This is a genomic window from Pelorhabdus sp. sgz311001 (assembly GCF_055901755.1).
In genome coordinates, this window is the sequence record NZ_JBVXUT010000001.1 from 1,155,303 (window position 1) to 1,179,828 (window position 24,526).

The 24,526-nt window shown below is 40.4% G+C and carries 28 protein-coding genes; all 28 read right to left on the reverse strand.

What is annotated here, in order from left to right; translation table 11 throughout:
* Positions 1–6: 6 nt before the first annotated feature.
* On the reverse strand, positions 7–2,073 hold the full coding sequence (gene flhA, locus AC0MXB_RS05930; protein ID WP_474038683.1) for a flagellar biosynthesis protein FlhA: 2,067 nt from the start codon (positions 2,071–2,073) through the stop codon (positions 7–9).
* 18 nt (positions 2,074–2,091) lie between these two features.
* Positions 2,092–3,228 (reverse strand): flagellar biosynthesis protein FlhB, encoded by a 1,137-nt coding sequence (gene flhB, locus AC0MXB_RS05935; RefSeq protein WP_474038684.1) that lies wholly within the window; start codon positions 3,226–3,228, stop codon positions 2,092–2,094.
* A complete protein-coding gene (fliR, locus tag AC0MXB_RS05940; RefSeq protein ID WP_474038685.1) occupies positions 3,173–3,961 on the reverse strand; it encodes a flagellar biosynthetic protein FliR in 789 nt (262 codons plus the stop codon). Before fliR ends, flhB begins: the two co-directional genes overlap by 56 nt.
* 23 nt (positions 3,962–3,984) lie before the next feature.
* The gene (fliQ, locus tag AC0MXB_RS05945; RefSeq protein WP_474038686.1) at positions 3,985–4,254 is read right to left on the reverse strand and encodes a flagellar biosynthesis protein FliQ; all 270 of its coding nucleotides are present in this window, start codon (positions 4,252–4,254) and stop codon (positions 3,985–3,987) included.
* Between the two features lie 17 nt (positions 4,255–4,271).
* Positions 4,272–5,030, reverse strand: a complete 759-nt coding sequence (gene fliP / locus AC0MXB_RS05950; protein WP_474038687.1) for a flagellar type III secretion system pore protein FliP — start codon at positions 5,028–5,030, stop codon at positions 4,272–4,274.
* Positions 5,031–5,035: 5 nt separating this feature from the next.
* The gene (gene fliO, locus AC0MXB_RS05955) at positions 5,036–5,566 is read right to left on the reverse strand and encodes a flagellar biosynthetic protein FliO (protein ID WP_474038754.1); all 531 of its coding nucleotides are present in this window, start codon (positions 5,564–5,566) and stop codon (positions 5,036–5,038) included.
* A 5-nt stretch (positions 5,567–5,571) separates the two neighbouring features.
* On the reverse strand, positions 5,572–5,934 hold the full coding sequence (locus tag AC0MXB_RS05960; RefSeq protein WP_474038688.1) for a response regulator: 363 nt from the start codon (positions 5,932–5,934) through the stop codon (positions 5,572–5,574).
* 30 nt (positions 5,935–5,964) lie between these two features.
* Positions 5,965–7,107: a flagellar motor switch phosphatase FliY gene (gene fliY / locus AC0MXB_RS05965; protein WP_474038689.1), complete on the reverse strand. Its 1,143-nt coding sequence runs from the start codon at positions 7,105–7,107 to the stop codon at positions 5,965–5,967.
* Entirely contained in the window at positions 7,100–8,098 is a 999-nt protein-coding gene (gene fliM, locus AC0MXB_RS05970; RefSeq protein ID WP_474038690.1) for a flagellar motor switch protein FliM, read from the reverse strand. The genes fliY and fliM overlap by 8 nt, the downstream gene beginning before the upstream one ends.
* Before the next feature lie 38 nt (positions 8,099–8,136).
* Positions 8,137–8,607, reverse strand: coding sequence for a flagellar basal body-associated FliL family protein (locus tag AC0MXB_RS05975; protein WP_474038691.1), 471 nt, complete (start codon positions 8,605–8,607; stop codon positions 8,137–8,139).
* A 239-nt stretch (positions 8,608–8,846) separates the two neighbouring features.
* The gene (locus AC0MXB_RS05980; protein WP_474038692.1) at positions 8,847–9,041 is read right to left on the reverse strand and encodes a flagellar FlbD family protein; all 195 of its coding nucleotides are present in this window, start codon (positions 9,039–9,041) and stop codon (positions 8,847–8,849) included.
* 60 nt (positions 9,042–9,101) lie between these two features.
* A complete protein-coding gene (locus AC0MXB_RS05985; protein WP_474038693.1) occupies positions 9,102–10,808 on the reverse strand; it encodes a flagellar hook protein FlgE in 1,707 nt (568 codons plus the stop codon).
* 81 nt (positions 10,809–10,889) lie between these two features.
* Positions 10,890–11,282: a TIGR02530 family flagellar biosynthesis protein gene (locus AC0MXB_RS05990; protein ID WP_474038694.1), complete on the reverse strand. Its 393-nt coding sequence runs from the start codon at positions 11,280–11,282 to the stop codon at positions 10,890–10,892.
* A 35-nt stretch (positions 11,283–11,317) separates the two neighbouring features.
* The gene (locus tag AC0MXB_RS05995) at positions 11,318–11,761 is read right to left on the reverse strand and encodes a flagellar hook capping FlgD N-terminal domain-containing protein (protein WP_474038695.1); all 444 of its coding nucleotides are present in this window, start codon (positions 11,759–11,761) and stop codon (positions 11,318–11,320) included.
* Positions 11,762–11,771: 10 nt separating this feature from the next.
* On the reverse strand, positions 11,772–13,514 hold the full coding sequence (locus tag AC0MXB_RS06000) for a flagellar hook-length control protein FliK (RefSeq protein ID WP_474038696.1): 1,743 nt from the start codon (positions 13,512–13,514) through the stop codon (positions 11,772–11,774).
* A gap of 25 nt (positions 13,515–13,539) precedes the next feature.
* The gene (locus tag AC0MXB_RS06005; protein WP_474038697.1) at positions 13,540–14,262 is read right to left on the reverse strand and encodes a MotE family protein; all 723 of its coding nucleotides are present in this window, start codon (positions 14,260–14,262) and stop codon (positions 13,540–13,542) included.
* Between the two features lie 57 nt (positions 14,263–14,319).
* On the reverse strand, positions 14,320–14,928 hold the full coding sequence (locus AC0MXB_RS06010) for a lytic transglycosylase domain-containing protein (protein WP_474038698.1): 609 nt from the start codon (positions 14,926–14,928) through the stop codon (positions 14,320–14,322).
* An 18-nt stretch (positions 14,929–14,946) separates the two neighbouring features.
* Positions 14,947–15,390: a flagellar export protein FliJ gene (fliJ, locus tag AC0MXB_RS06015; RefSeq protein WP_474038699.1), complete on the reverse strand. Its 444-nt coding sequence runs from the start codon at positions 15,388–15,390 to the stop codon at positions 14,947–14,949.
* Positions 15,391–15,408: 18 nt separating this feature from the next.
* Positions 15,409–16,722: a flagellar protein export ATPase FliI gene (fliI, locus tag AC0MXB_RS06020; RefSeq protein ID WP_474038700.1), complete on the reverse strand. Its 1,314-nt coding sequence runs from the start codon at positions 16,720–16,722 to the stop codon at positions 15,409–15,411.
* Positions 16,719–17,498, reverse strand: coding sequence for a FliH/SctL family protein (locus AC0MXB_RS06025; RefSeq protein WP_474038701.1), 780 nt, complete (start codon positions 17,496–17,498; stop codon positions 16,719–16,721). Before AC0MXB_RS06025 ends, fliI begins: the two co-directional genes overlap by 4 nt.
* Positions 17,491–18,501 carry a flagellar motor switch protein FliG gene (fliG, locus tag AC0MXB_RS06030; RefSeq protein WP_474038702.1) on the reverse strand — a complete coding sequence of 337 codons (1,011 nt, stop codon included), beginning with the start codon at positions 18,499–18,501 and terminating at the stop codon, positions 17,491–17,493. The genes AC0MXB_RS06025 and fliG overlap by 8 nt, the downstream gene beginning before the upstream one ends.
* Before the next feature lie 25 nt (positions 18,502–18,526).
* Positions 18,527–20,071 carry a flagellar basal-body MS-ring/collar protein FliF gene (gene fliF, locus AC0MXB_RS06035; RefSeq protein WP_474038703.1) on the reverse strand — a complete coding sequence of 515 codons (1,545 nt, stop codon included), beginning with the start codon at positions 20,069–20,071 and terminating at the stop codon, positions 18,527–18,529.
* A gap of 29 nt (positions 20,072–20,100) precedes the next feature.
* A complete protein-coding gene (fliE, locus tag AC0MXB_RS06040; RefSeq protein ID WP_474038704.1) occupies positions 20,101–20,409 on the reverse strand; it encodes a flagellar hook-basal body complex protein FliE in 309 nt (102 codons plus the stop codon).
* A 12-nt stretch (positions 20,410–20,421) separates the two neighbouring features.
* Positions 20,422–20,865, reverse strand: coding sequence for a flagellar basal body rod protein FlgC (flgC, locus tag AC0MXB_RS06045; RefSeq protein ID WP_474038705.1), 444 nt, complete (start codon positions 20,863–20,865; stop codon positions 20,422–20,424).
* A gap of 6 nt (positions 20,866–20,871) precedes the next feature.
* A complete protein-coding gene (gene flgB / locus AC0MXB_RS06050; RefSeq protein WP_474038706.1) occupies positions 20,872–21,282 on the reverse strand; it encodes a flagellar basal body rod protein FlgB in 411 nt (136 codons plus the stop codon).
* A 307-nt stretch (positions 21,283–21,589) separates the two neighbouring features.
* Complete coding sequence (codY, locus tag AC0MXB_RS06055; RefSeq protein ID WP_474038755.1) at positions 21,590–22,366, reverse strand: GTP-sensing pleiotropic transcriptional regulator CodY; 777 nt, start codon at positions 22,364–22,366, stop codon at positions 21,590–21,592.
* A gap of 46 nt (positions 22,367–22,412) precedes the next feature.
* Positions 22,413–23,804, reverse strand: a complete 1,392-nt coding sequence (hslU, locus tag AC0MXB_RS06060) for an ATP-dependent protease ATPase subunit HslU (protein WP_474038707.1) — start codon at positions 23,802–23,804, stop codon at positions 22,413–22,415.
* A gap of 7 nt (positions 23,805–23,811) precedes the next feature.
* Positions 23,812–24,348, reverse strand: coding sequence for an ATP-dependent protease subunit HslV (gene hslV / locus AC0MXB_RS06065; protein WP_474038708.1), 537 nt, complete (start codon positions 24,346–24,348; stop codon positions 23,812–23,814).
* Positions 24,349–24,526 lie beyond the last annotated feature (178 nt).

Genomic DNA, 24,526 nt, shown 5'->3' on the forward strand with positions numbered 1-24,526 from the left:
TTTCAATTATACTCTCACCATCCCTACTGCTTGGACTTCTACTTTTGCATCAATCTCAGCGTATGATAATACTACCAAATTTGGCGCAGCCCGTTCCGTCAATTTTCTAAAATAGAGTCGAGCCCCGGGGCTTGTCAAAACAATTGGCTGATATCCCAAGTTCGTAAGCTTAGGAATTTCTTCAGTCAGACTACTAATAAGTTCTTGCATCTTCTGAGGCTCTAAAGCGACAAAAGAACCTTGTTCTGTCCGTTGCACCGAATTAGTGATTATACTTTCTAACTGCGGATCAACAGTCAAACAAGTCAGTGTATTATTTATGACAAAACTGCTGCAAATTTGTCGCGACAAAGAATGACGAACGTACTCTGTCAAAACTTCCATATCTTTTGTCAATGTCGCATAGTCAGCAAGTGTTTCCAGTATTGTAACCATGTCTCGAATCGAAACTCGTTCACGTAAAAGATTAGATAAAACCTTTTGAATATCGCCATAAGCGAGAAGGTTTGGCACCAACTCTTCTACTACAGCTGGATTCTTCTGTTTAATCGAATCAACTAGTGTCTGTACTTCTTGACGCCCAATAATTTCAAAAGCATGCGCTTTAATGACTTCTGTCAAATGAGTGGCTAAAACTGACACAGTATCAACTACAGTATAGCCAGCAAGCTCGGCTTTTTCCCGGTCTGCTTCCTGTATCCAAATGGCGGGCAAACCAAAAGCCGGCTCTTGCGTAGGAATTCCAGGAATTTCCTCAAAAACAGTTCCTGGATTCATCGCCATATAATGTTCAAGTAATAATTCACCTCGAGCAATCTCTACACCTTTTAATTTTATGACATAAACACTCGGTTTTAGTTGAATATTGTCACGAATTCGAATGGTAGGCACAATAAGCCCCAGTTCAATGGCACATTGCCGTCGAATCATGACGACGCGATCTAATAAATCACCGCCTTGGCCAACATCAACAAGTGGAATTAAACTGTAGCCAATTTCGAGTTCCATTTGATCAACTTGGAGCAACGAGACAATATTTTCGGGTTTGCGTACTTCTTCCATTTCTTGCTGTTCCTGTTGATTAACTTCTTCTTTTTCAATCGTCTTCTGCGAATTTTTCAATGCATAAGCCGTAAAAAATAACAAACCGCTTAAGAGAGCGAACGGAATCCCTGGCAAACCTGGCACAATAGCGAAAAAAGCAAGTACTGTACCAACAATCAAAAAGACCCTGTCATTACTGATCAACTGTGTCGCTAGATCATAGCCAAGATTATGATCAGAAGCAGCCCTTGTCACAACAATACCAGTGGCTGTTGAAATAAGCAACGCTGGTATCTGATTCACGAGTCCTTCACCGACAGTTAAAAGGGTATATTGCGACAGAGCCTGGACGGCTGATAAATTAAACTGAACCATGCCAATAACAAAACCGCCAACAATATTAATTACAATAATGATAATAGCAGCAATCGCATCGCCTTTGACAAACTTACTGGCACCATCCATAGCGCCATAAAAATCAGCTTCTCGCTGAATTTTACGCCGCCGTTCCTTCGCCTCAGCATCATTAATCAGCCCAGAATTTAAATCAGCATCAATACTCATCTGCTTACCAGGCATAGCATCCAAAGTAAAGCGAGCCGCCACTTCCGCTACACGTTCAGCGCCTCGAGTAATAACAATAAACTGTATAATGATTAAAATAACAAACATGATAAAACCAACAATAGCATTCCCGCCAACAACATAATTTCCGAAAGCCAAAATCACTTCACCGGCATAGCCACTATTTAAGATCAGCCTTGTTGAAGACACATTAAGGGCTAGGCGAAATAATGTCGTAATAAGTAGCAGAGAGGGAAATACAGAAAAATCAAGTGGTTCTGTATTATAAACTGCAACCATCACAACCGTAAGAGCTAAAGTAATATTCAGTGTCAAAAAAATGTCAAGAAGCATTGTTGGCAGCGGAATAATCATCATAACAACAATTGTTACAATCGCTAGCGCAACAAAAACATCACTATATTTTGTAATTTTGGGAAAAGGTGTAGATGATTGAGAAGCCAAATAATCTCTCTCCTTCTGTTAGGACAGCTTTTTCTTGAGTCGATATACATATGCTAAAACTTCAGCCACAGCCTGATATAACTCAGCGGGAACCAAATCACCGATTTCCGTTAAACTATATAATGACCTTGCCAAAGGTTTATTTTCTACAATCGTAACCCCATGTTCTCGAGCAACTTCTTTAATACGGAAAGCCAAATAATCTTGCCCTTTGGCAACAACAAGCGGCGCCGGCATATCAGACTCATATTTTAAAGCTACAGCAAAGTGTGTCGGATTTGTTACAACCACACTGGCACTCGGCACTTCCTGCATCATTCGCTGCATAGCCATTGCGCGCTGTTTTTGTTTGATTTGACTTTTAATTTTTGGATCGCCTTCGGCTTGTTTCATCTCTTCTTTTACTTCCTGCTTGCTCATCTTCAAACTCTTATTATGCTGCCACCATTGAAAATAATAGTCAGCAACTGATAACACAAGCAATACTGTAACAATACGAAATGCCAAATCAAGCCCTAGCGAACAAATCCACTGTAAAGATGCAATTAAGTCAAAAGAAATCATTTTAGGCAAATTATTAGCCTGGTCTTCCGCAAATTGGTAGATAAAAAAACTTACAACAAAAATTTTGAAAATTGACTTAGCTAATTCGGCTAAAGAGCGCATTGAAAACATGCGCGAAAATCCCGATATAGGGTTCAATTTATCTAAACTTGGTATTAAGGGTTCTAATGTAAACATAAACCCTACTTGAAAATAATTAACAGCAACAGAAACAATTACAATAATAGCCATAAGCGGCAAAGCCGTTTGTAAAAAAACAAGAGCATAAGCCAAAAACAAGACTTGAAAGGAATCAATCGTAAAATCGCTAGAAGGAAAATTAGTAAATACAGTTTTCATCAAACCAGCAAGCTGTTCATACATAAACGGACCAACAAACTTTAGGGAAAAGAAGGCCGCTAACAAAACAACTGCCGAATTAAATTCCATACTTTTAGCAACTTGACCTTTATCACGTGACTCAGACTTTCGCTTTGCTGTTGGATCTTCTGTTTTCTCGCCAGAAAAACGCTGCAAATCAAAATTCAAACTGTGCTTATGGTCCAGCCTGAAATAATTGTATAAGTTTATTAATATCTGCCTGCATCCCATTAAACAATACCTCGAGAAAAAAAATATAAAAAGGCAAAGCCATTGAAAGCATAAATAAACCAATTAATATTTTTGCCGGCATACCAACCATAAAAATATTCATCTGTGGCATTGTCTTAGCTAAAATTCCCATACCAATATCTAAAAGTAATAAGGTAACTAAAACAGGCAAACTAATTTTCAAAGCAATCGCAAAAAAACCTGCTACAAGATTCACCATATAAGGAGCTAATGATTTTGAAAAAACAACATGCGTCACTGGAACAAGACGAAAACTATCTAATAACGCTGTCAGTAACAAATGATGCCCATTAGTTGCTAAAAAAACAAGAAGTGCCAGCATATATTTAAAGTTGCCAATCAAGGGAACCTGCTGTCCATATAAAGGATCTAAAATATTAACCATGGAAAAACCAATTTGGGTATCAATAAGATGCCCCGCCATTTGAATTGCTGAAAAAACAAAAGTAGCTGTAAAACCAATAATAAGTCCTACAATATATTCCGTCATTACAAGAAAAAAATATAATAAGAACGTTTTGGGTAAATCCGGCGTCTGCTGGCCTAAAATTGGCAGCAGAATTAAGGCTAAAATTAAGGAAAGTCCTGCTTTTACAATAATCGGCACATTGCGACTACCATAAATAGGCGCCGCCGTAAATATACCGCTCACTCTTACAAAAAGCAGGAAAAAAAGACCCATTTGATTTTGAACAAGGGCAAATAAATCCACTGCTTTGTCCACCTCTAGCTCTTTTAGTGAATCATTTGCGGCAAGCTTTGTAAAATTGCCTGCGTATAATCAACCATTAATCGCAACATCCAAGGACCAAACACTAAAATAGCTACAAACACAGCAATAATCTTAGGAATGAATGCCAGTGTTTGTTCTTGTATTTGCGTTGTCGCCTGAAAAATACTCACAAGCACTCCCACAACAAGGCCTAACCCTAGCATGGGAGCAGAAATCAACATAACCATAGCTAAAGCATCGCGACCAATTTGTATTGCCATATCACCATTCATCGTTTTTCCCTCCCTTTCTAGTTAAAACTAGTGACTAGCGAGCGAATTAGAAGGTGCCAGCCGTCAACTAAGACAAAAAGTAAAATTTTAAAAGGAAGAGAAATCATAACAGGCGGTACCATCATCATACCCATAGACATCAGCGTACTAGCTACAACCATATCAATAACAATGAATGGAATATAAATTAAAAATCCGATTTGAAAAGCAGTCTTTAATTCACTAATAACGAAGGCCGGAATAAGCGTCATAGTTGAAACCTCTTCTTGCGATGCTGGACGCGGCCCATCTGCTAAATTTATAAATAAAGCGATATCATTTTCACGTGTCTGCTTAAACATAAAAATTCGTAACGGCTTCATCGCCTCATTTAAAGCAGTTGGCTGATCCATAGTTCCTGCTAGATAAGGTTGCAGCGCTTTAGAATTTACTTCATCAATATAAGGTGACATCGTGAAAAAAGTAATGAATAAAGCAAGTCCTACTAAAATCTGATTAGGCGGCATTTGCTGCGTCCCTAAGGCGCTTCGCAAAAAAGAAAGTACGATAATAATCCGCGTAAACGAAGTCATCATGATCAAAATAGAAGGCGCTAACGTTAAAACAGTAAGTCCTAATAATATTTGTAGACTTGTAGCAACTTCCTGTGGCGTACTAGCTTGATCGACGCCCACAGTAACACTCGGAATCGGAATAAGTGGTGCCGCAACCGCTGAAGAGGTTGTCACAAAAGAAGCGAGAAGAACAGCACCAATTACAATAAATACTCTTAGCAAAGCGGTTACCTCTTCTCTATATCCGTTGCATCACGATCTAATGTATTTTTTCGTTCTTTATTCATTTTGTCTCTTCCAAAAACTTCAGGGAACTTATGAGACATATGCTGCAATGAATGAAGCTGACTGCGAAATACTTCCTGAAAAGTTTCTATCTCTTGTGTATTTTGTTCTTGGAGTTCATGAATTTTATCGGGATCAGTTATTGTTTGCAGTAAAGTAATATTGTGGTCTGTGACACCTAAAACCAAATATTCTCCTGCCATTTCCACAACATAAACAGCGCGATTTGTCCCTAACGAAAGGGAGCTTAGAATCTTGCTGGAATTCTTCCGCCCAGCAAGATTCAGTTTATTTCCCCAAAATCGCGAAGTAAAATATGCTAATGCCACAACTACTCCAAAAGTAAACAATAGCGAAATCACATAAGAAAATATGGAAAAACCACTCACAGCCGTTGCTGCCGGCTCTTGATATTTCAGGTATTCACCAGAAGCATCAGCAGCAAATACTTTAGACATCAGCAATAAATTCATCACATTTAGCCTACAGCTTTACGAACGGCCTCAAGAACTCGGTCAGGCTGAAAAGGTTTTACAATAAAATCGCGCGCACCAGCTTGAATCGCTTCAATAACCATGGCTTGTTGTCCCATCGCGCTACACATAATAACTTTCGCATTAGCGTCTATCTTTTTAATCTCTTTAACTGCCGCAATTCCATCCATCTCCGGCATAGTAATATCCATGGTAGTCAATTCAGGACGAAGTTCTTGCCATTTTTCAACAGCCCTAGCACCATTTTCAGCTTCCCCTACTACCTCATAGCCGTTTTTTGATAAAATATCTTTAATCATCATTCGCATAAAAGCAGCATCATCTACTATTAATACTCGAATTGCCATTCAACAATCTCTCCTTATCATTATAAATTTTTACTGTAAATTCGCAGCCCGTTCTAAGGGGCTTACAATATCGGTAACCCTAACGCCAAAATTTTCATCAATTACTACAACTTCACCTTTGGCAATCAATTTTCCATTCACGAGAACATCGACAGCTTCCCCTGCCAATTTATCAAGTTCAATGACAGATCCTGTAGACAACTCGAGAATTTCCTTTATTAATTTACGGGTACGCCCTAATTCTACCGTAACCTGCAACGGTACGTCCATAATTAAATTAATATTTGTATCACCAAGCGGAATTCCACTGGGCGTAAGTGGAGCAAATTGAACTGGCTGAACCACAACATTCGGAGCTGGCTGCGCCGGTTTTGCCGCTTGCATCATAGGTTGCGATGGTGCCGCATAAGCTGCTTGCGTTGCAGCTGGTGGAGCTGGTGTTGGTGCCGCCGCTGGAGTCGGTGTTGGCGCCGCTAGTGGCTGTGCTGCCTCCTGAGACATGTTAAGCAGATTTCCTACCATTTCCTTAGCAATATCTATACCAACAAGCTGCATAATTTCACTATCAATAAGATCTTCTACTTCCATACGAAACGATACGCGAACAATGGATTGATCTCCTTGAGCCAAGTTTGTAATCGGCGTCTCTGTTGAAAAATCAACACGCGTACTCGTTGGCGGCGAAATATCAACTTTCTTTTTAAACATAGTTGAAATAGAAGTCGCCGTAGATCCCATCATTTGATTCATTGCTTCCGTAACAGCGCTTGAATAAAGTTCATTCATCTCCGTCGGAGGATTCGAACCATCGCCGCCCATCATTAGATCAGAAATGATCAAAGCATCCTGCTCACGAATCGCCAGGATATTTGTCCCGGTAAGACCATGCGTATAACCGACTTCAATTACTAAATACGGTAGCGGATATTGCTCTTTGATTTCATCTAAGGTCGTAATGGAGACACGCGGTGTTGTAATTGATACGCGACGCCCTAACAATATTGATAAGGTTGTCGCCGCACTGCCCATAGAAATATTGCCAATCTCACCAAGTGCGTCTTTTTCTATATCAGATAAATCCTCTGCTGCACTTACATCAGCCGCAGGAGACGAACTGGGTTCACCTCTGAGTAAAGCATCAATTTCATCTTGTGAGAGAAATCCATCACTCATCTAAGTCATCTCCTTCTATCACTCTGGTCACTTGTACAGCCATTTTTTTGCCGCTTACACCAGGTTTACATAAAAATTTCTTTTGTTGACCAACATATACAGTTAATTCATCGGACACCTTTGTTTCAAGCTGTAAAACATCCCCTGCTGCAAGACCAAGCATTTCTGCTACACTAATCGTAACTTTGCCTAATTCCGTCGTAATTGGAATCACAGCTTTGCGCAATTTTTTCTGCAACGCTTGAATATTTTCATCAGAATCTTGCTTTGCTACAGAAGAAGCGACCCAGAAAGTTGTCGTTAGTTTTGACATGATGGGCTCTAACACTAAATAAGGAATACATAAATTTAAAAGACCTTCAGCCTGACCAATTTTTGCCTGTAACGTAATAATAACAACCATATCATTAGGCGGAACAATCTGTGTGAACTGAGGATTTGTTTCAATAACATCCATACTTGGATTCATGGCGATAACTTGTTTCCAAGCCTCTTGCAATGATTCCAATGCTTTATTAATCACTCGAGTAATAATCGCTTCTTCAATATCCGTTAAAGGTCTGGGTTTATTCGGTGCTGATCCAACGCCGCCGAATAAGCGGTCAATCAATGCAAATACTACATTAGGATTCAGTTCTAGTATGGCATTTCCTTTTAACGGACTCATTTGAAAAACACTAATTACACTTGGATTCGGCAAAGACCGAATAAATTCTTCATAGGTAAGCTGATCAACAGAAGCGACATCAATATGCACGAGAGTACGCAAATTTGCGGAAAGATATGTATTAAACAGTCGAGCAAAATTCTCATGAATCATATAGAGCGTCCGAATTTGGTCTTTGGAAAATTTATCAGGACGCTTAAAATCATATAATTTTATTTTTCGTTGTTTCTCTTCACTTTGAATATCTTCAGCTGAAAGAACTCCACTCGATATATTAGAAAGCAGCTCATCAATCTCAGCTTGTGAGAGTACGTCGCCGGCCATCCAGTTGCCTCCCTTCCCGCAAAATCTAGAAAATCACATTATTGTATAACAAAATTTGTTATAAATACATTATAAACACGGTCGCCGCCTAAACTTTCATTTACCGCCCCTTTAATGAGATCTTTCAGTTTTTCTTGTTTGGACGGATCAAAATCTTCTATTTTTTGCGACCGTAACACTGAGATGACAGTATCTGTCATTTTCACTTCTTCAGGTGATAAATTCTTTCCTTCCTTCGGCGGCGCGTTCTTTTCCGGTTTGACTTCTAATATAATACCAACTTTAATAAAACGACCACTGCCAGCGCCCCCCACATTCAATACTAATCCTTCTTTGGGATCGCCTATTTTAACAAATTCGCCTGGTTCCGATTTTTTTGTTTCAACAGTTGATTTTTCTGCTACAATTTTATTTGCAATAAAATAAGAAATACCGCCAGCTAATAAAAGTCCAACTACAACTAAACCTGCAACTATTGCTAGCGGAAATTTTTTCCCACCTTCAGCCATTCGGGTCCCCCCCTTAAGAATTATATCATATCGGTCTTAAAGACCTTAGCATTTATCTATAGGCGCTTTAATTCCGTTTCTTTCCTAAGCATATTTTTTCTACAAAGATAAGAAAACTCCTTCAGAAATCGACAAAATTCCGACTTAAGTATGTTATTTATAAAACCAAATACTGAAAAACATGTAATTTTAAACAAAATTCCTTTAAAAATCACCACAATCATTGTAACCTATATGCCCTACCGTAAATTTCTAAATATGGCACGCCGATAATCCATGACCTTGCGAACCACTTCATCCATTCTTTCTTCCACAATAAACTTTTTTCCATTTGTCAAAGTAACAACCGTATCAGGCGTTTCCTCAACAGTCTCAATGAGCTCCGCATTCATAATAAATTCACGCTCACCATTTATTTTTGATAACTTGATCATCTTACTTCCTCCTTAGATAGCGGGAGGAAATCCCCCCGCTATGTCATCGCTCACTTTCTATTATCGTTTCAAACTATTTAATTCTTGTAACATTTCATCACTTGTCGTAATAACCTTAGAGTTTGCCTGATAACCCCGTTCCGTAATAATCATATTAGTAAACTCCGTGGCCAAGTCGACATTAGACATTTCTAAGCTACCGCCAGTAATAGCCCCTAGCCCACCGGTTTTCGCCGCCCCAATCTGAGGTGTCCCAGAGTTATTAGACACCTGATAATTAGAGTCGCCGACTTTCAGTAAACCTTCCGGATTCGCAAAACCAGCTAAGGCTACTTGTGCTAAGTTTCGTCGCTCGCCATTGCTATAGGTCCCCACAATCGTACCAGTTTTATCAAGTGAAGTAGATTGCAGTGTTCCGGCAGGATAACCGTCAGGTGTCTCAAATAGAGTTGAGTCGCCCATACCGCCATATTGTGTCAAACCACTTAGATTTCGAGTGAGGCTTAATTGACTTGTTGCATTTGTAAATGTTGCTTGAAAAGGTAAATTACCGCCAGTACCAGCCGTAACCGCCGCATTGGCATCGGTTATAGTTTGCTTTACATTAGTACTTTCCGTTCCTGGCATATAAAACCCACCAGTTGTCGGTGCATTGCTGGTAAAGCCAGTTACATTTAAAGTAAAGGTTCCCCCCATAGACAAGGACGGCACAGCAGTAGTTCCTGTACTATCGTAAAATGTATATGCCCCAGGAGCCCCAGCAACATACTTAACTATCCCAGATACGGACGTGCCTGAACCACTGGCATCGCTAAGTGTATAAGACCATTTATTCGATTGTGTCGCATCAGCAGTAAACGTAAGTTTATACGTATGGGGTTGTCCACCTTCAATAGAAACAAAGGTTTGTGAATTACTAGCTCCCAGTGTCGAGTCTAAAGTTAATGATGTGAAAGTAGCAGTATCAGTAGGCGATGTCAATCCCGTTGAAGTATCTGGAATTGAAATATAGTTTGGATTACTCCCCGCAGCGTCAAAAGTAAGCACTTGCCAAGCATTTTTAGGGGTTGATGTAGTTGAATCTTTAACTGAAGTATACGTCAGCCAGGTAGAAGTTGGAGTGGCCCCCGATGTCATATCAACCTTATAATAATTTGTATTTACTGCATGCTGTGTTCCTACAGAGTCAGTTGCCGTAGCAGAACCTGGATAACTGTAACCAATTGCAGAATCACCTTTCAAATTTTTCGTGACCTTTATTTCCGTCGAAGCCTTGGAAGCCATCGTAGTACCAAGCTGAACTTGAATTGGCTGCATCGATGCGCCAGGCGTAATAGCTCCTGTAGCATCAGCCATCCAGCCCATTAATTTCAGGCCTCCTGATGAAACATAAGTTCCTTGTGCATCCTGAGTGAAACTGCCTACCCGCGTATAGACCTTATCATTGCCGTTTTGTAAAATAAAGAAGCCATTCCCCGATAAAGCCATATCCGTCTGTTTACCTGTAGATTGCAAGTTGCCATCTTTAAAATTCGTACCAATACTAGCAACTGTCATACCAAGTCCAACCTGCATCGGATTTGTCCCGCCAAGATTGCCCGCTGGAGCAGATGCACCTTGCACAGTCTGACTTAAAATATCCTGGAAATTTGTTGTATTGCTTTTATAGGCAATTGTATTAACATTAGCAACATTATTGCCAATGACATCAATACCTGTTTGCATATTTAACAAACCGGAAACAGCTGAATACATAGAACGTCCCATAAACATAACCTCCAATTTAATTTTTGGTATAAGCTGCTTCAATCATTCAGCAGCTAAATGAGCCTCCATATTAGGTCCAGCTCAAGTGAGAAGAACAGCACTATCAATATTAGTAAACACATTGTCTTTCATGCTCTGGCCATCCATGGCGGTAATGACGGTTCGATTTTTCACACTGACTACAAAAGCCAGGTTATTTAGAACCATTAGCGACTCCTTCGCTCCTTTTTTTTCAGCCTTTTCCACAGCACTGCTGAGTTTTTGCAAATCCTCTGTACTCAGTTCAATATTACGGCTCTGTAGTCGTTCCATGGCATGCTGGGAAAATTTCACACCTGAAATTTTTTCATTAAGAATTTTGCTAAAATCCTGATTAGAGCTTGAAGCACTAGTACTTTGCGTCTTTACCGGAACAGCAGCTGGCGTAAGCGGAAAAACAGGTTGATTTGCATAAAAAATACGAGAATCCGCCACAACTGATCCACCCTTTCCTAGTCAGATTGCTTCACTTATGTTGTTGTATTGCTTTGTGTCGAATTTGTTTGTGTTGTCTGATTTACAACAGCGGAAACATCACTTAGCCCCACCGTGTAATCACCAACAATCAGCTTGGGTTGATTATTGACAACCTTCACTGCACTAACCTGACCATAAAGTAACTGTCCCGATGAGGCATCTGTCCAACTTACAACTTTTCCAATCATCGTCGTAGCTTGTGTCATCTGGGCTGTTGCATTCAAGTTCTGCATCTGTTCTAAGCTAGAAAATTGCGCTAACTGCGCAATCATTTGCGTATCATCTTGCGGCTTAGTAGGATCTTGATTTTGCATTTGTGTAATCAAAAGCTTTAAAAAGTCATCTTTTCCTAATGCAGAATTAGACGTTGTTGTACTACTGTTTGTATTCGTAGTTGGAGTTGTGTCAGTCGTTGTGCCTGTCGCTGAAACTGCCATACGATCCCTCCTAAATTAAATAATCGACACCATCTGCTTCAGTGACAACTGGTTTTGTCACCGCCTCTACAGTTTCTTCAAAGTTATCCTTATTTCCTTTGTAGGAAAATTTGGGTTTTTGCTGTTGCTGCGTAGGCCGTTCTTGATTAGACATAAATTGATTCAAACTAGTGTATACTCCCACATTGTCCACTTTCAGCCCGGAACTTGTCAATTCCTGTTTTAATTGTGGCAACGATGATTCAATTACCGCTCTCACATCGCTGTTGCCAGAATGAAATGAAGCAGTAACTGCACCCTGTTCGACTGTAACTTTCAATGTCAACTCACCAAGATGTTCCGGTTTTAAACGGATGACCATTTCAGTATTTTGTGGACGATTTACTAGTTTAACCTGATCAATGATTTGCTGTACTACCTGAAAGTTATCTTGACTGCTTACAGGCTGATTGTTTGAAGAAGCCGCGCTACTTGCGCTTACTCCCTGCAAAGGAGTAGTACTTTTTTCGCTATGCAGCATCTGTGCAAAAGCAGACTGCGTCGTATCGCCAAGCGACGTTACCTCAGTTTCTGCTACGCTATTCGCTTTTAGCTGTTCCTGACTCGTAAACGTCATTTGTTGCTCACCCTTATCAGAAAACTTCTGATTTTGCTCCCGCAGCTTGTTTTCAATTAATGCCGCAGACGCTTCTTGTGTTTGGCTAGGCTGGGAATCTTGTGGTACAACTTGTTCTTTAGGCAAAATTGGTGTCTGCTGATCAACTACAAGCTTACCTTGCGACTGTAAGGCTGTGAGCATTTCATTTTGCTTACCCGCTGATTTTTCTTCGGTTGGAGTTGCTTGTTGCAATTCTTTGTTACTTGTTATGCTGAGCTGCGATATATCAGGCTGCGGCACACTACCTTCATTTTGCATAAGAATGGTCCCTGGAGACAAAACGGCATTTTCTACAGTAACCTGCTTAGCCGATTCTTTTGTTAACAATCCACTGATTGTATCTGCCGCAACAGAAGTCTTTTGACCCATTTGAGCCTTTTCTGCTCCCAGTACAACTTTTTCCTGCTTTACAGACTCATTTGGCAAAGTCTGTCGTTCAGCCAGTCCGTTTATTTGTTCTAACGTAACGAACGCATTATCTAATGACTGTGTCTGCAAAGTCTGATCTTGTGATACAAGTTGCGCCTGCATTAATTGTTCAGGCTGTGTTTGCTGCGTAATAATCTGGCCAAAGTTTGCCGTAACTATAGGTCCAACTGAAGTTCCAGTTGAAATCTCACCAGCTGTTTGATTCGCCTTACCCTCTGCGGTTACTGCTTGTGATTGACTTTGTTGACCTTGTTGCGGTAAAACAGCCAACAACATGCTATAAAGATCGTTTACAGCAACGGTCTGTAACGTTTGGGTGTCTTGTCCTTTTGTATCCTCAAGTTGACCAATTTTGTCATCTACTACTAGTTTCGACGGTTTTGAACTATTATCTTGATTATCTTGACCGGTAGAAGTTACATTTTTTCCTATTTTTTGTTTGTCTAAAGACAAAGAATCGGCTCCCGCTGTTGACTCCGTATTGCTTCCAGGTTGATTTACTCCATTGAGGGAATTATTGAGAGAATTTGCTGCAACAGTTGCAGAAGATGCTAATGCGGAAGCAAAACTTTTACTTTTCACAGCAACAGTCGGAACACTTTTAGATGAACTTTTAACCGCAGTGGGAACGCTAGCTATAAGATTTACTACATTTTCAGTTTGCATTATTTCACCTCCTTTCTAAGATATTTTATTGAACTGTCGGCACCGCCAGCATAGCTTGACTAATTTGAGCGGCTCGAGCAGGTTCAAACTGTGCCAAAATTTTACCAGCTTGTTCTTCTTCCATTTTATTTAAAACAGCAACAACCGTAGGATTATCAAGCTGCGATAAAATGGGAACTGCTTCATCAGGCTTCATATTGCCATAAAGGCGCGCTAGTTTTGAAATTTTCTTAGCTTCTTCCTGTTGTCGCTGCTTTGCCAATTTTGCCAGATTCTGATCAGTGGCCACACCAGGTGCTGTCGGTTGTGTACCGGGCGCTACCTGTCCAGGCACCTGGGACGCAGCAGGATTAACCGCCGGTACCGGATTCGGCTGCATTGGCGAACCAGTTAAGGCATTGCCTGGCGACGGCTCGACAGGACTCTGCGGCGTTAAATCAACAGCATCGAAATTTGTTTTTGGTTTTTGAAAGAAACGACCAATAAATGGTTTATCCTGTAAATTCAAATCTTCTGCTGTTTTTTGAACATCAAACAATTTTAAATAAATTCCTATAGCAAAGCCAACTGCTAATAAAAGAAGCAACAAAAAAATAACAAAGAGAATCAAAAAAATCCGGCGTTTTTTCTTCGGTGGCGCTCCTTCTATTTCTTCTCCTCCGGCCATCGTATTAGCCTTTTTATCAGTTTTGCCTGTTGGCTTCGCTGTATTTTTAGCTGTATTTTTAGCGTTATTTTTTTCAGCCATTCCATTGCCTGCCTTCCGAACGACATTCCTAACGCCCTCTAGGAATCAAGACGGTCATTAGAAGTTTTTATAGTAAGATAGCACATTTGACACATACGCCTGCGTTTCGGCATAAGGCGGAATTCCTTGATAGTCCTTTACGGCCTGCGGTCCAGCATTATAAGCTGCCACAGCTTGCGCTACGTTGCCGTGAAATGTATCAAGCATCTGCTTTAAATAACGCACACCGCCATCAATATTTTCTCTAGGATCATTGATGTTTCGCACACCAAGCCCAGCTGCCGTATCAGGCATAAGTTGCATAACCCCAACAGCGCCTGTAGAAGATACAGCCTGTGGTGAATAACCAGACTCTGCCTTTGCTACCGCTTGCGCTAGCTTGGGATCAACACCATATTTTTGTGCCGCAGTATGAAGCATGCGAATAATATTATCAGCACCAGGATCATAAGAAGTTTCCTGGGTTTGATTAAGACTGTTATTTTTTATTGAAGAATAAATACTTGAAAAATCACTAGAAGGATTTAAGGACTGATTCGAAATGCTATTTTGTCTTTCCATTGCACCAGTTATAGCTGGTAAAGCATTTTTACTCACAACGCCAAAACGCTGTTCAATGGAAGAAATTCGCTGCAAGACTTGCTGCACTCCCACGAAATTACTCAAAGTAAATTCCTCCTTCTTTTAAAAATCTCTTCCATAGCGCTGCGTACCAAGCTCGTCAAGAAAATTTTGTTCTTGCTGTAACAGCTCACGGTAATGCTGCTGTCGTTTCTTTTCTTTCAACCGCTCTACCACTTTTCTCTGTTTCATGGCTTCTTGAAAAACAAAGAGACTTTCTAAGTGACTCTTTTCTGCGGCAATAACGACTTCTTTTTGATTATCCATCTGTAGCGTAAGTTGCTTAAAATAAGCAGAGTAAAGAATAAAATCAGCAATCGTTTTGTTTTGGCTCAGCGCATTTTGCCACTCTTGGCGATGCGCTTCTATTCTATCGGCTAGAAGCGATAGATCTTCTTGGGCTTGTCGCAAATTTTCAATGGCCTGCGTAAGTCGAAGCTGAGCCTGCTCTTCGCGTCGTCGACGCACTTTAAGTAAAGTTTCCAGTCGAAAACGAAATCGCTGCATATTTTACCCCTCTCAAACTTAAGAAACAACTTGCTCCAAAATACTGATTGTTTGTTCCATGGTTGTTTCATCATAAACTTCTTGCTGTAAAAATTTTTTCACAGCACTAATATGCTCCATGGCCGTATCAATTTCTTCATTACTGCCTTTCACATAAGCGCCAATATTAATTAAATCTTCCGCTTCCCGATATGTCGCTAAAATAGAACGTAGCTTTTGCGCAGCATCCCAGTGAGGGCGCTCGACAATTTCTAACATGACACGACTAACGCTCGCCAAAACATCAATCGCAGGATAATGATTTTTTGCAGCTAAAGCTCTTGATAAAACAATATGGCCGTCTAGAATACTACGGACACTATCAGCAATCGGTTCATTCATATCATCACCATCAACAAGGACTGTATAAATTCCCGTAATGGAACCAATAGAACCAGTACCAGAACGTTCTAACAGCTTAGGAAGCATGGCAAAAACAGATGGAGTGTAGCCTCGTGTCGCCGGTGGCTCGCCAATCGTCAAGCCAACCTCTCGCTGTCCCATAGCAAAACGAGTGACTGAATCCATCATTAACATAACATTCTTGCCTTGATCACGAAAATATTCAGCAATAGCCGTTGCTGTCATTGCCCCTTTCACCCTGAGTAAAGCAGGCTGATCAGATGTTGCCACAACTACAACAGAACGCTTTAGGCCAGCTTCCCCCAAATCGCGTTCAATAAATTCACGAACTTCACGCCCACGTTCACCAATCAAAGCAATTACATTAATATCAGCTTCTGTATTTCTTGCAATCATACCAAGAAGCGTACTCTTACCAACACCACTACCCGCCATAATACCAACACGCTGTCCTCGACCTAGCGTAATCAAAGAATCTATTGCTTTTACGCCAACAGACATCGTTTTGTCAATTCTTTTGCGCGTAAGCGGCGAAGGCGGCATCGCGTGAATTGGGTAGAATTTTTCCGGTTCCAACGGACCCTTGTCATCCATTGGCCGTCCTAATCCATCAACAACTCGTCCCAATAGTGCCTCACCAACACCAATACTCAGCGTTTGGTTGGCCGCCAACACCTCACAACCAGGTCCAATTCCCTGCATTTCTCCTATAGGCATTAACAGAACTCGATTTTGGCGAAACCCTACAACTTCAGCTGGAATCGAAAAAGATTGATCTCGCGACGTTATATAGCAAAGTTCACCTAAATTTACAGCAGGGCCTTGCGACTCAATCACAAGACCAATAATCTGCGTAATTTTCCCAGTCAACCGCATCGTTTGAGCCTGTTCTATTTTTTGCAAATAGGCCTGTGCAGAAAAAATTGTCATGGCATCACTTCCAGCAAAGACTTTTTAATTTCCTCAAACTGTGTATCAATACGTGCGTCAACTGTTCCACTTGTCGTGTCAATTAAACAATTACCGACACTCACCGAATCATCAGACTGTACCAAAATGGGCTGCTCCCTGCCTACCATAGTCTGTAAATCATGCCGCGCCTGCATGACAAGTTCGAAATCATAAGAATTCACTCGCACGATTACTTCCTGTTGATCTCTAACTTTCTCTAATGCAGCGCGAACAATCGGAAGTACCATTACAGGGTTTTCTTCAGTCTCTCTAGCGAGAATTTTCTGGGTAATCGCCAAAACAAGCTGAAGAATGTCTCCTTCTGCTTCCAGAATCATTTTTTTCGCGTCTTGCTGAGCCATAGTTAAAACGTCCGAAGCTTTTAGAGCGCTTTGGCTGATCTCAGCTTGAAGTTCTTCGCGAATTTTTGTTTCAGACACTTTAATTCCTTCGTTATAACCCAACTCATAACCAGCTTGATATCCCGTTTCTTTTCCTTCGTTATGGCCAAGCGCACGAGCTTCTTCCTTGATTTTCTCTCCTTCTGATAGAGCGTTAGCAACGATCTCATCAGCCTGCGCTTTAGCCTGGGTAATCTGCTTCTCACATTCCCGTTGCGTTTTTACCAAAAGCGATTCAATTTCTTCTTTCTCGTTTGGCAAATCCTCTGCTTCCGTGCAGCACAGCTCCGGATCACAAACAGCAATTACCACAGGTTGATCGCGTAATGAAATGGATTTGAAAATCTTATGCAATGATTTCGTCTCCTTTGCCCCGTGAAACAATAATTTCACCGGATTCTTCAAGACGTCTAATTACATTTACAATTTTCTGCTGCGATTCTTCTACATCACGAATACGAACAGGTCCCATATATTCAATTTCTTCTCGTAGCATTTCTGATGCACGCTTCGACATGTTCTTATAGATTTTCTCCGCCACTTCACTGGACGAAGCTTTCAATGCCAAGCCCAGATCCTTCGATTCAATTTCTCTAAGTACAAGTTGCAACGAACGATCGTCCAAAAGAACAATATCTTCGAATACGAACATCCGTTTTTTGATTTCTTCAGCAAGTTCTGGATTTTGGATCTCCAAGTTTTCAATGATAGTTCTTTCTGTCGTCCGATCTACACGGTTTAATACTTCAACAATGGAATCAACACCACCGGCTGCTGTAAAGTCTTGCGTAACAAGTGAAGATAACTTTCTTTCCAAAATTCTCTCCACATCCTTTATAACATCTGGGGACGTACGATCCATAGTAGCAATACGTTTCGCTACATCAACCTGTCTGTCCGCCGGCAAAGCCGAAATAATCGCTGCAGACTGTTCCGGCTGTAAATAAGCCATAATTAAAGCAATCGTTTGCGGGTGCTCATTTTGAATAAAATTTAATAACTGAGAAGGATCTGTCTTTCGCGCAAAATCGAAAGGTCGAATTTGCAGACTTGCTGTTAATCGACTAATAATAGAAACTGCTTTTTCTGACCCCAATGCTTTTTCAAGAATTTCCCTGGCATAATCCAAACCGCCAGCTGACAAATATTCTTTTGCTAAACACATTTGATGAAATTCGTCTAATACCCTATCTTTTACCTCTTGAGGAATCTTTCGCTGATTGGCAATTTCTAACGTCAGTTTTTCAATTTCTTCTTCCCGAAAATGTTTAAAAATCTGGGCAGAAATATCCGGTCCTAGCGAAATAAGAAGAATAGCCGCCTTTTGTTTGCCTGACAACTCATTCGATTCGTACATATCCTTACCTCCCCTATGGCGCGCCTTATTCCTCAGATACCCACGTTTTTAATAATTGCGCAACATCTTCCGGGTTAGACTGAGCAAATTTCTCAATAGATTCACGTACATTGTTGCGTTCAATTTCTTCTGGCGTAAGCTCTTCTGTTTCCTCTTCTTCTAAAAGCTCATCTACAGGCGTGGGAGCCATAGCCATAAGTTCTAGATCTTTTTCGCTTTGCTTCTTCCTTGCATACATGCGAGCCCCTACTACAAGAGCAATCAGCAAGAGTACTGCTAAACCAATTTTTGTATAAAGAGACATTTTCTGCTCTTGTTCCAAATCGGCTTCTTCTTTCTTTTTCTTATCAGCTAGTTCCGTACTAAAAGGAACTGTTTCCACTGAAATCGTATCGCCTCTAGTTGGATTCAACCCTGTTGCCGAAGCTACTGTTCGCATGATCACATCTTGCTGTACATTAGTAATACTGCCGTCAACTAAAACGGCCACAGTCAAGCGACGAATCGAACCAGGCGATGCTACGGTTTTTTCTTTTGTTTCATTAATCTCGTAATTTTTTACAGATTCTTTTTTCTCATAATTGGATTGATTATTATTATTTGCTACATAACCAGGAATATTGGTTGTCGTCCCAGGAACTCCACCAGGAGCATTAGAGGTTCCCCGATAGTTTTCACTGACATCCTGAGAACTGCGAATAATTCCTTTATCATCAACGACAGGTTCAAAGGTATTTCGATCCACTACCCGCTGATCAAAATTCAATTCCACATTAATTCGAGCGGCAACTTTCCCTTCGCCCAAAACTTGTTCTAACATACTTTGCAAGTTTTTCTGCAAATCATCCTGAACTTTCTTGGTCATTTCCAGTTGCGTTAAACTAATAGCGCCATTTTTGCCAGCTTCCTGCGATGAAGGATCATTCAGGACATGAGCATTATCATCAACAATCGTAATATTCTCCGGTTTCAAACCTTGCACACTATGTGCCACTAAATTTACAATGCCATTAATCTGGCCAGGATTCAACTGCGCCGAAGGACGTAGTTTAATCATGATCGATGCCGTAGCCGGTTTTTCATTTTTCTTATACAGACTATCCTCCGGCATTACAATATGGACCCTAGCCTTCTCTACTTCAGTCATTTGCTCAATCGTCTTGGTTAATTCACCTTGAATGGCTTGCAAATAATACACTTTATTTTGAAACTCTGTTGTACCAAACTTATTCTGATCAAAAATTTCAAACCCCTTATTGCCGCGCGGCAACCCTTGAGCGGCTAAGTCCAGACGAATTTTATAAACATCTTTCGACGATACCATAATCGCTGTACCATTGTTACCTATTTCATAGGGAATTTTTGCTTCTTTCAACTTTGCTGCCACTTCACCTGCATCTTTGGCATCAAGACCAGTAAACAAAGGTACACTATCAGGGCGACCCCCCCACCAAAAACTCCATGCAAGGATACCTACAAAAAGTAAAACTGCAGATCCTAAAATAATGTACTTTTCTTTTTTACCGATGTTTTGCCACAGGCGCAGAGACTGTTCTTTCCAGTCAGCCATCGTCTCCACCCTTTCAAATCAGAAAAATATTAGACCTGCATTCGCATGATTTCTTGGTAAGCGTCAATCACTTTGTTGCGAACTGTCATCGTGAGTTGCAAAGAGATGGAAGCTTTTTCTGCCGCAATGACTGCCTCAGAAACATCTTGAATTTTTCCAGCGGCAAGATCTGCCGAAGCCTTACTAGAGTTAAGCTGTAACTGATTGACTTCTCCTAGCGCATTTGAAAAGAGTTGTCCAAACGTTACGCCGCCAGAACGAGCACTACTACTCGCTCGCTTGGTTGGTTCGAACCCGACTTCACTAAGCGATAATGGCTGAATGCCATCAATGGCCATTTATCTTTCCTCCTATTTGCCAATCTCCAGCGCCTTTTGCGCCATAGATTTAGCAGCGTTAATTGTTGTAACATTGGCCTCATAAGCCCGACTTGCTGTAATCATATCTACCATTTCTGTTACAACATTTACATTGGGCATTTCTACATACCCATTCCGATTTGCATCTGGATGAGTAGGATCGTAGACTAATCGCAAAGGCGACTGATCTTTCGTAATGCCAACAACCTTTACGCCAGCATTTTCACCAGACTGGCCAAGCTTTCCTGTTAAAATATCAGAAAAAGAATCGCCTGACGATCTTGGTTCAAATACCAATAATTGACGCCGATAAGGTCCGCCTTCAGCTGTACGCGTCGTATTTACATTGGCAATATTGTTAGATATAACATCCATACGCAACCGTTCAGCCGTCAAGCCGGAAGCCGCAGAGTCAATGGCGCCAAACATTCCCATCTATGGTCACTTCCCTTCTTTAATGGCCGAAACTAAAGTAGAATACTTTTTACTGAGTTGTTGTGCTACTGAATTATAATAAATGCTATTTTTGGCAAGGCCAGCCATTTCTTTATCAATATCGACATTATTTCCATCTAAACGCATTGATGTATCCTTATCGACAACAACAGCTGGATCGGTAGACACTTCCCGCGTCCCTGACAAATGAGCGCCATGAGTTCTTACCAAAGATAACAGTTTTGGGCCCCCTATCGCTTGTTGAAGTTTATCTTCAAATATTACTTCACTGCGTTTAAAGCCCGGCGTATTTACATTGACAATGTTGTTACTAATCACTTTTTGCCGCAAGGCAGAAGCCGATAAGGCTTTTTCCAACAGTCCAGCAGAAGAAGCTGATAACATAGAATCAAGCACAGTAAACCTCCCAAATACCATTTTGACAATACTTTACGATAGGCTACAATTCTACATAAATTTCATAAATTCCTCTTAATTTTTTAAAACTCTTTGTAAAATCCAATAATCAGGACTTTTTGTTTAGAAAAAATACAAACAGCGACGTGCTTAAAATCAAATTCTTAAAAACGCCTTAAAAACATCTTAAAATATTTAATGACAAATAAGGAGGACTGTCTCGTCAAGAAGAAATTCACTTGCAATCTCTTCGTGAGACAGTCCCCTAAAATTCTTATAAATTAACGTTTCTTTGTTAAAGGAATCATTATTTTCTTAGTTTCTTCAATTCATCAAGTAACAATTCATTAAGAACTTTAATATATGTACCTTTCATTCCTAGTGATTTGGATTCAATAACACCAGCGCTTTCAAATTTGCGTAAGGCATTAACAATGACAGAACGAGTAATCCCCACACGATCAGCAATTTTACTTGCTACAAGCAATCCTTCATCGCCTTCTAATTCGTTAAGAATGTGAAGAACAGCTTCGAGTTCTGAATAAGAGAGTGTGCCGATAGCTACTTGTACTGTTGCTTTCTTTCGAGCTTCATCGGCGATTTTATCACTTAAATCTCGTAAAATAGCCATACCGACAACGGTTGCACCATATTCAGCCAAGATTAAATCATCATCAGTAAATTCCTCATCGAACTTAGCAACAATCAAAGTACCAATCCGATCGCCACCGCCATAAATAGGCACAATGGTCGTTAATTTACCATGAAAGAAACATTCGGTATTCTCGCTAAAAGCACAAAGACCACTATCAATGCGAATATTGGGCGAAGTTTCCGAAACACGTAGCAACCAGTCAACATATCTTTCAGGAAAGAGACCATCATCAAGTACTTTTTCTTTCATTACGCCACATTCAAAATTATCGAGTAAGGCGTAACCAAGTACATCGCCTTTTTTACTTACGATATACACGTTTGAATTCATTACGTTTGACAATACAGAAGACATTTCATTGTAATGAACTTTTTCCGATTTTTGTAAAAGCTTATTAATTTTCCGAGTACGTTCCAACAAAGTTAACATCATGTAATTCCTACCTTTCGTTTCATAAAATAAGTAGCTTAACAATCTATAGAATAAATTGAGTTAAATCTTGATTTTCAATAATATGTGACAGCTTTGATTGCACATAAGCACGATCAATTACAATTGTCTGCTTTTCTAATTCAGGCGCTTCAAATGCTAGGTCTTCTAATAATTTCTCCATAATTGTATGAAGTCGTCTAGCGCCGATATTTTCAGTCTGACTGTTTACAGCACAGGCAATTTCCGCTAACTCATCAATTGCCTCAGGCGCAAACTCAATCGTAATATCTTCCACGCCTAATAAGCTAGTATATTGAGTAATTAAAGCATTGGCCGGTTCTGTGAGAATCTGGCAGAAATCTTCTTTCGTCAAATTCGTTAATTCTACACGAATAGGAAAACGCCCTTGAAGTTCTGGTATTAGATCAGAAGGTTTAGAAATATGAAAAGCACCAGCAGCAATAAATAGAATATGATCGGTCTGCAATGCTCCATATTTTGTCATAACAGTCGATCCTTCTACTATTGGAAGAATGTCACGTTGTACTCCTTCTCGCGACACATCCGGTCCTGATGATTGGCCCCGACCAGCAATTTTATCAATTTCATCTAGGAAGATGATCCCTGACGTTTCAGCTAACTCAATAGCACCAGAAATAACTTCATCCATATCAATTAACTTCTGTGCCTCTTCTTGGGTAAAAATCTTTCTGGCATTTGCCACAGTCACTTTGCGCTTCTTCTGCTTTTTCGGCATCAGGCTTCCCAACATGTCTTGAAGATTCATACCCATTTCTTCAGCGCCCGTTCCGGCAAACATTCCCATCATGGGCTGACTCGTGTCTTCCACGACAATTTCAACAAGATTTTCTTCTAGTTCACCTTGCTCTAGCTTTTTGCGCCAAGTTTCTCGCTCCTGATTTACATCAGGCTTTTCGGATACTATCTCAGGCTCTTGCTGAGTAGTAGAAGAAAAGAGCATCTCAAAAGGATTTTTAGTTTTTTCCTTAGCAGGGGCAGGGCTAAATAAATCTAGAATTCGCTCATTGGCTAAAGCCTGTGCTTTATCATTGACTTCAGCAATTTTACTTTGTTTAATCATGCGGATAGCAGTTTCCACCAAATCTCGTACCATTGATTCTACATCTCTACCCACATAACCGACTTCGGTAAACTTAGTTGCTTCTACTTTTACAAAAGGAGCATTGACAAGTTTCGCCAATCGCCTAGCAATCTCTGTCTTACCAACGCCAGTCGGCCCGATCATTAAAATATTTTTAGGAATAATTTCATCTTTTATCGCCTTAGCTAACTGTCTGCTGCGCCAACGATTTCGAAGAGCAATGGCAACTGATGTTTTGGCTGCCTGTTGACCTACAATATACTTATCAAGCTGAGCTACAATCTGTTTTGGTGTCAATTCTGTCAATGCCATTCCTCCTTTATCCTTCTAATTCCTCTACTGTAATATGATGATTTGTAAACACACAAATATCAGCAGCAATTGTAATTGCCTTCTGAGCAATTTCTGCTGCGCTTAAATCCGTATTATCAACTAACGCTCGTGCTGCCGCTAACGCATAGGAACCGCCAGACCCGATTGCAGTGACTCCGTCATCTGGCTCAATCACTTCGCCATTCCCGGAAATCAATAGCAGATGATTTTGATCAGCTACAATTAAAAGTGCCTCTAAACGGCGCAAAACTCGATCTGTACGCCAATCTTTAGCTAATTCTACAGCAGCGCGCATCATATTTCCATTGAATTCTTCCAATTTAACTTCAAACTTTTGAAACAGCGTAAAAGCATCGGCGACAGATCCAGCAAAACCGGCTAAAATTTTGCCATGGTAAAGTCGACGGACTTTTTTAGCATGATGCTTCATAACGGTATTGCCGCCGAAGGTAACCTGGCCATCACCAGCTAATGCTGTTTTTCCTTTTTGCCTAACTGCAACAATTGTCGTCGCGTGAAACATGAGCATACCTCCAGTGGAAAAAACAAAACTTAAAAACACATTAGGCGTAACAGTAGCAAAAGCAAGTCCGATTGGCCTTGCTTGCTGTAACGCACCATAAGCAATCTTTTAATTCTGTAGCTTCCTACAAATAGACAGACTTAATAATATCGCTTATTTAATATTTAATTCATATTAG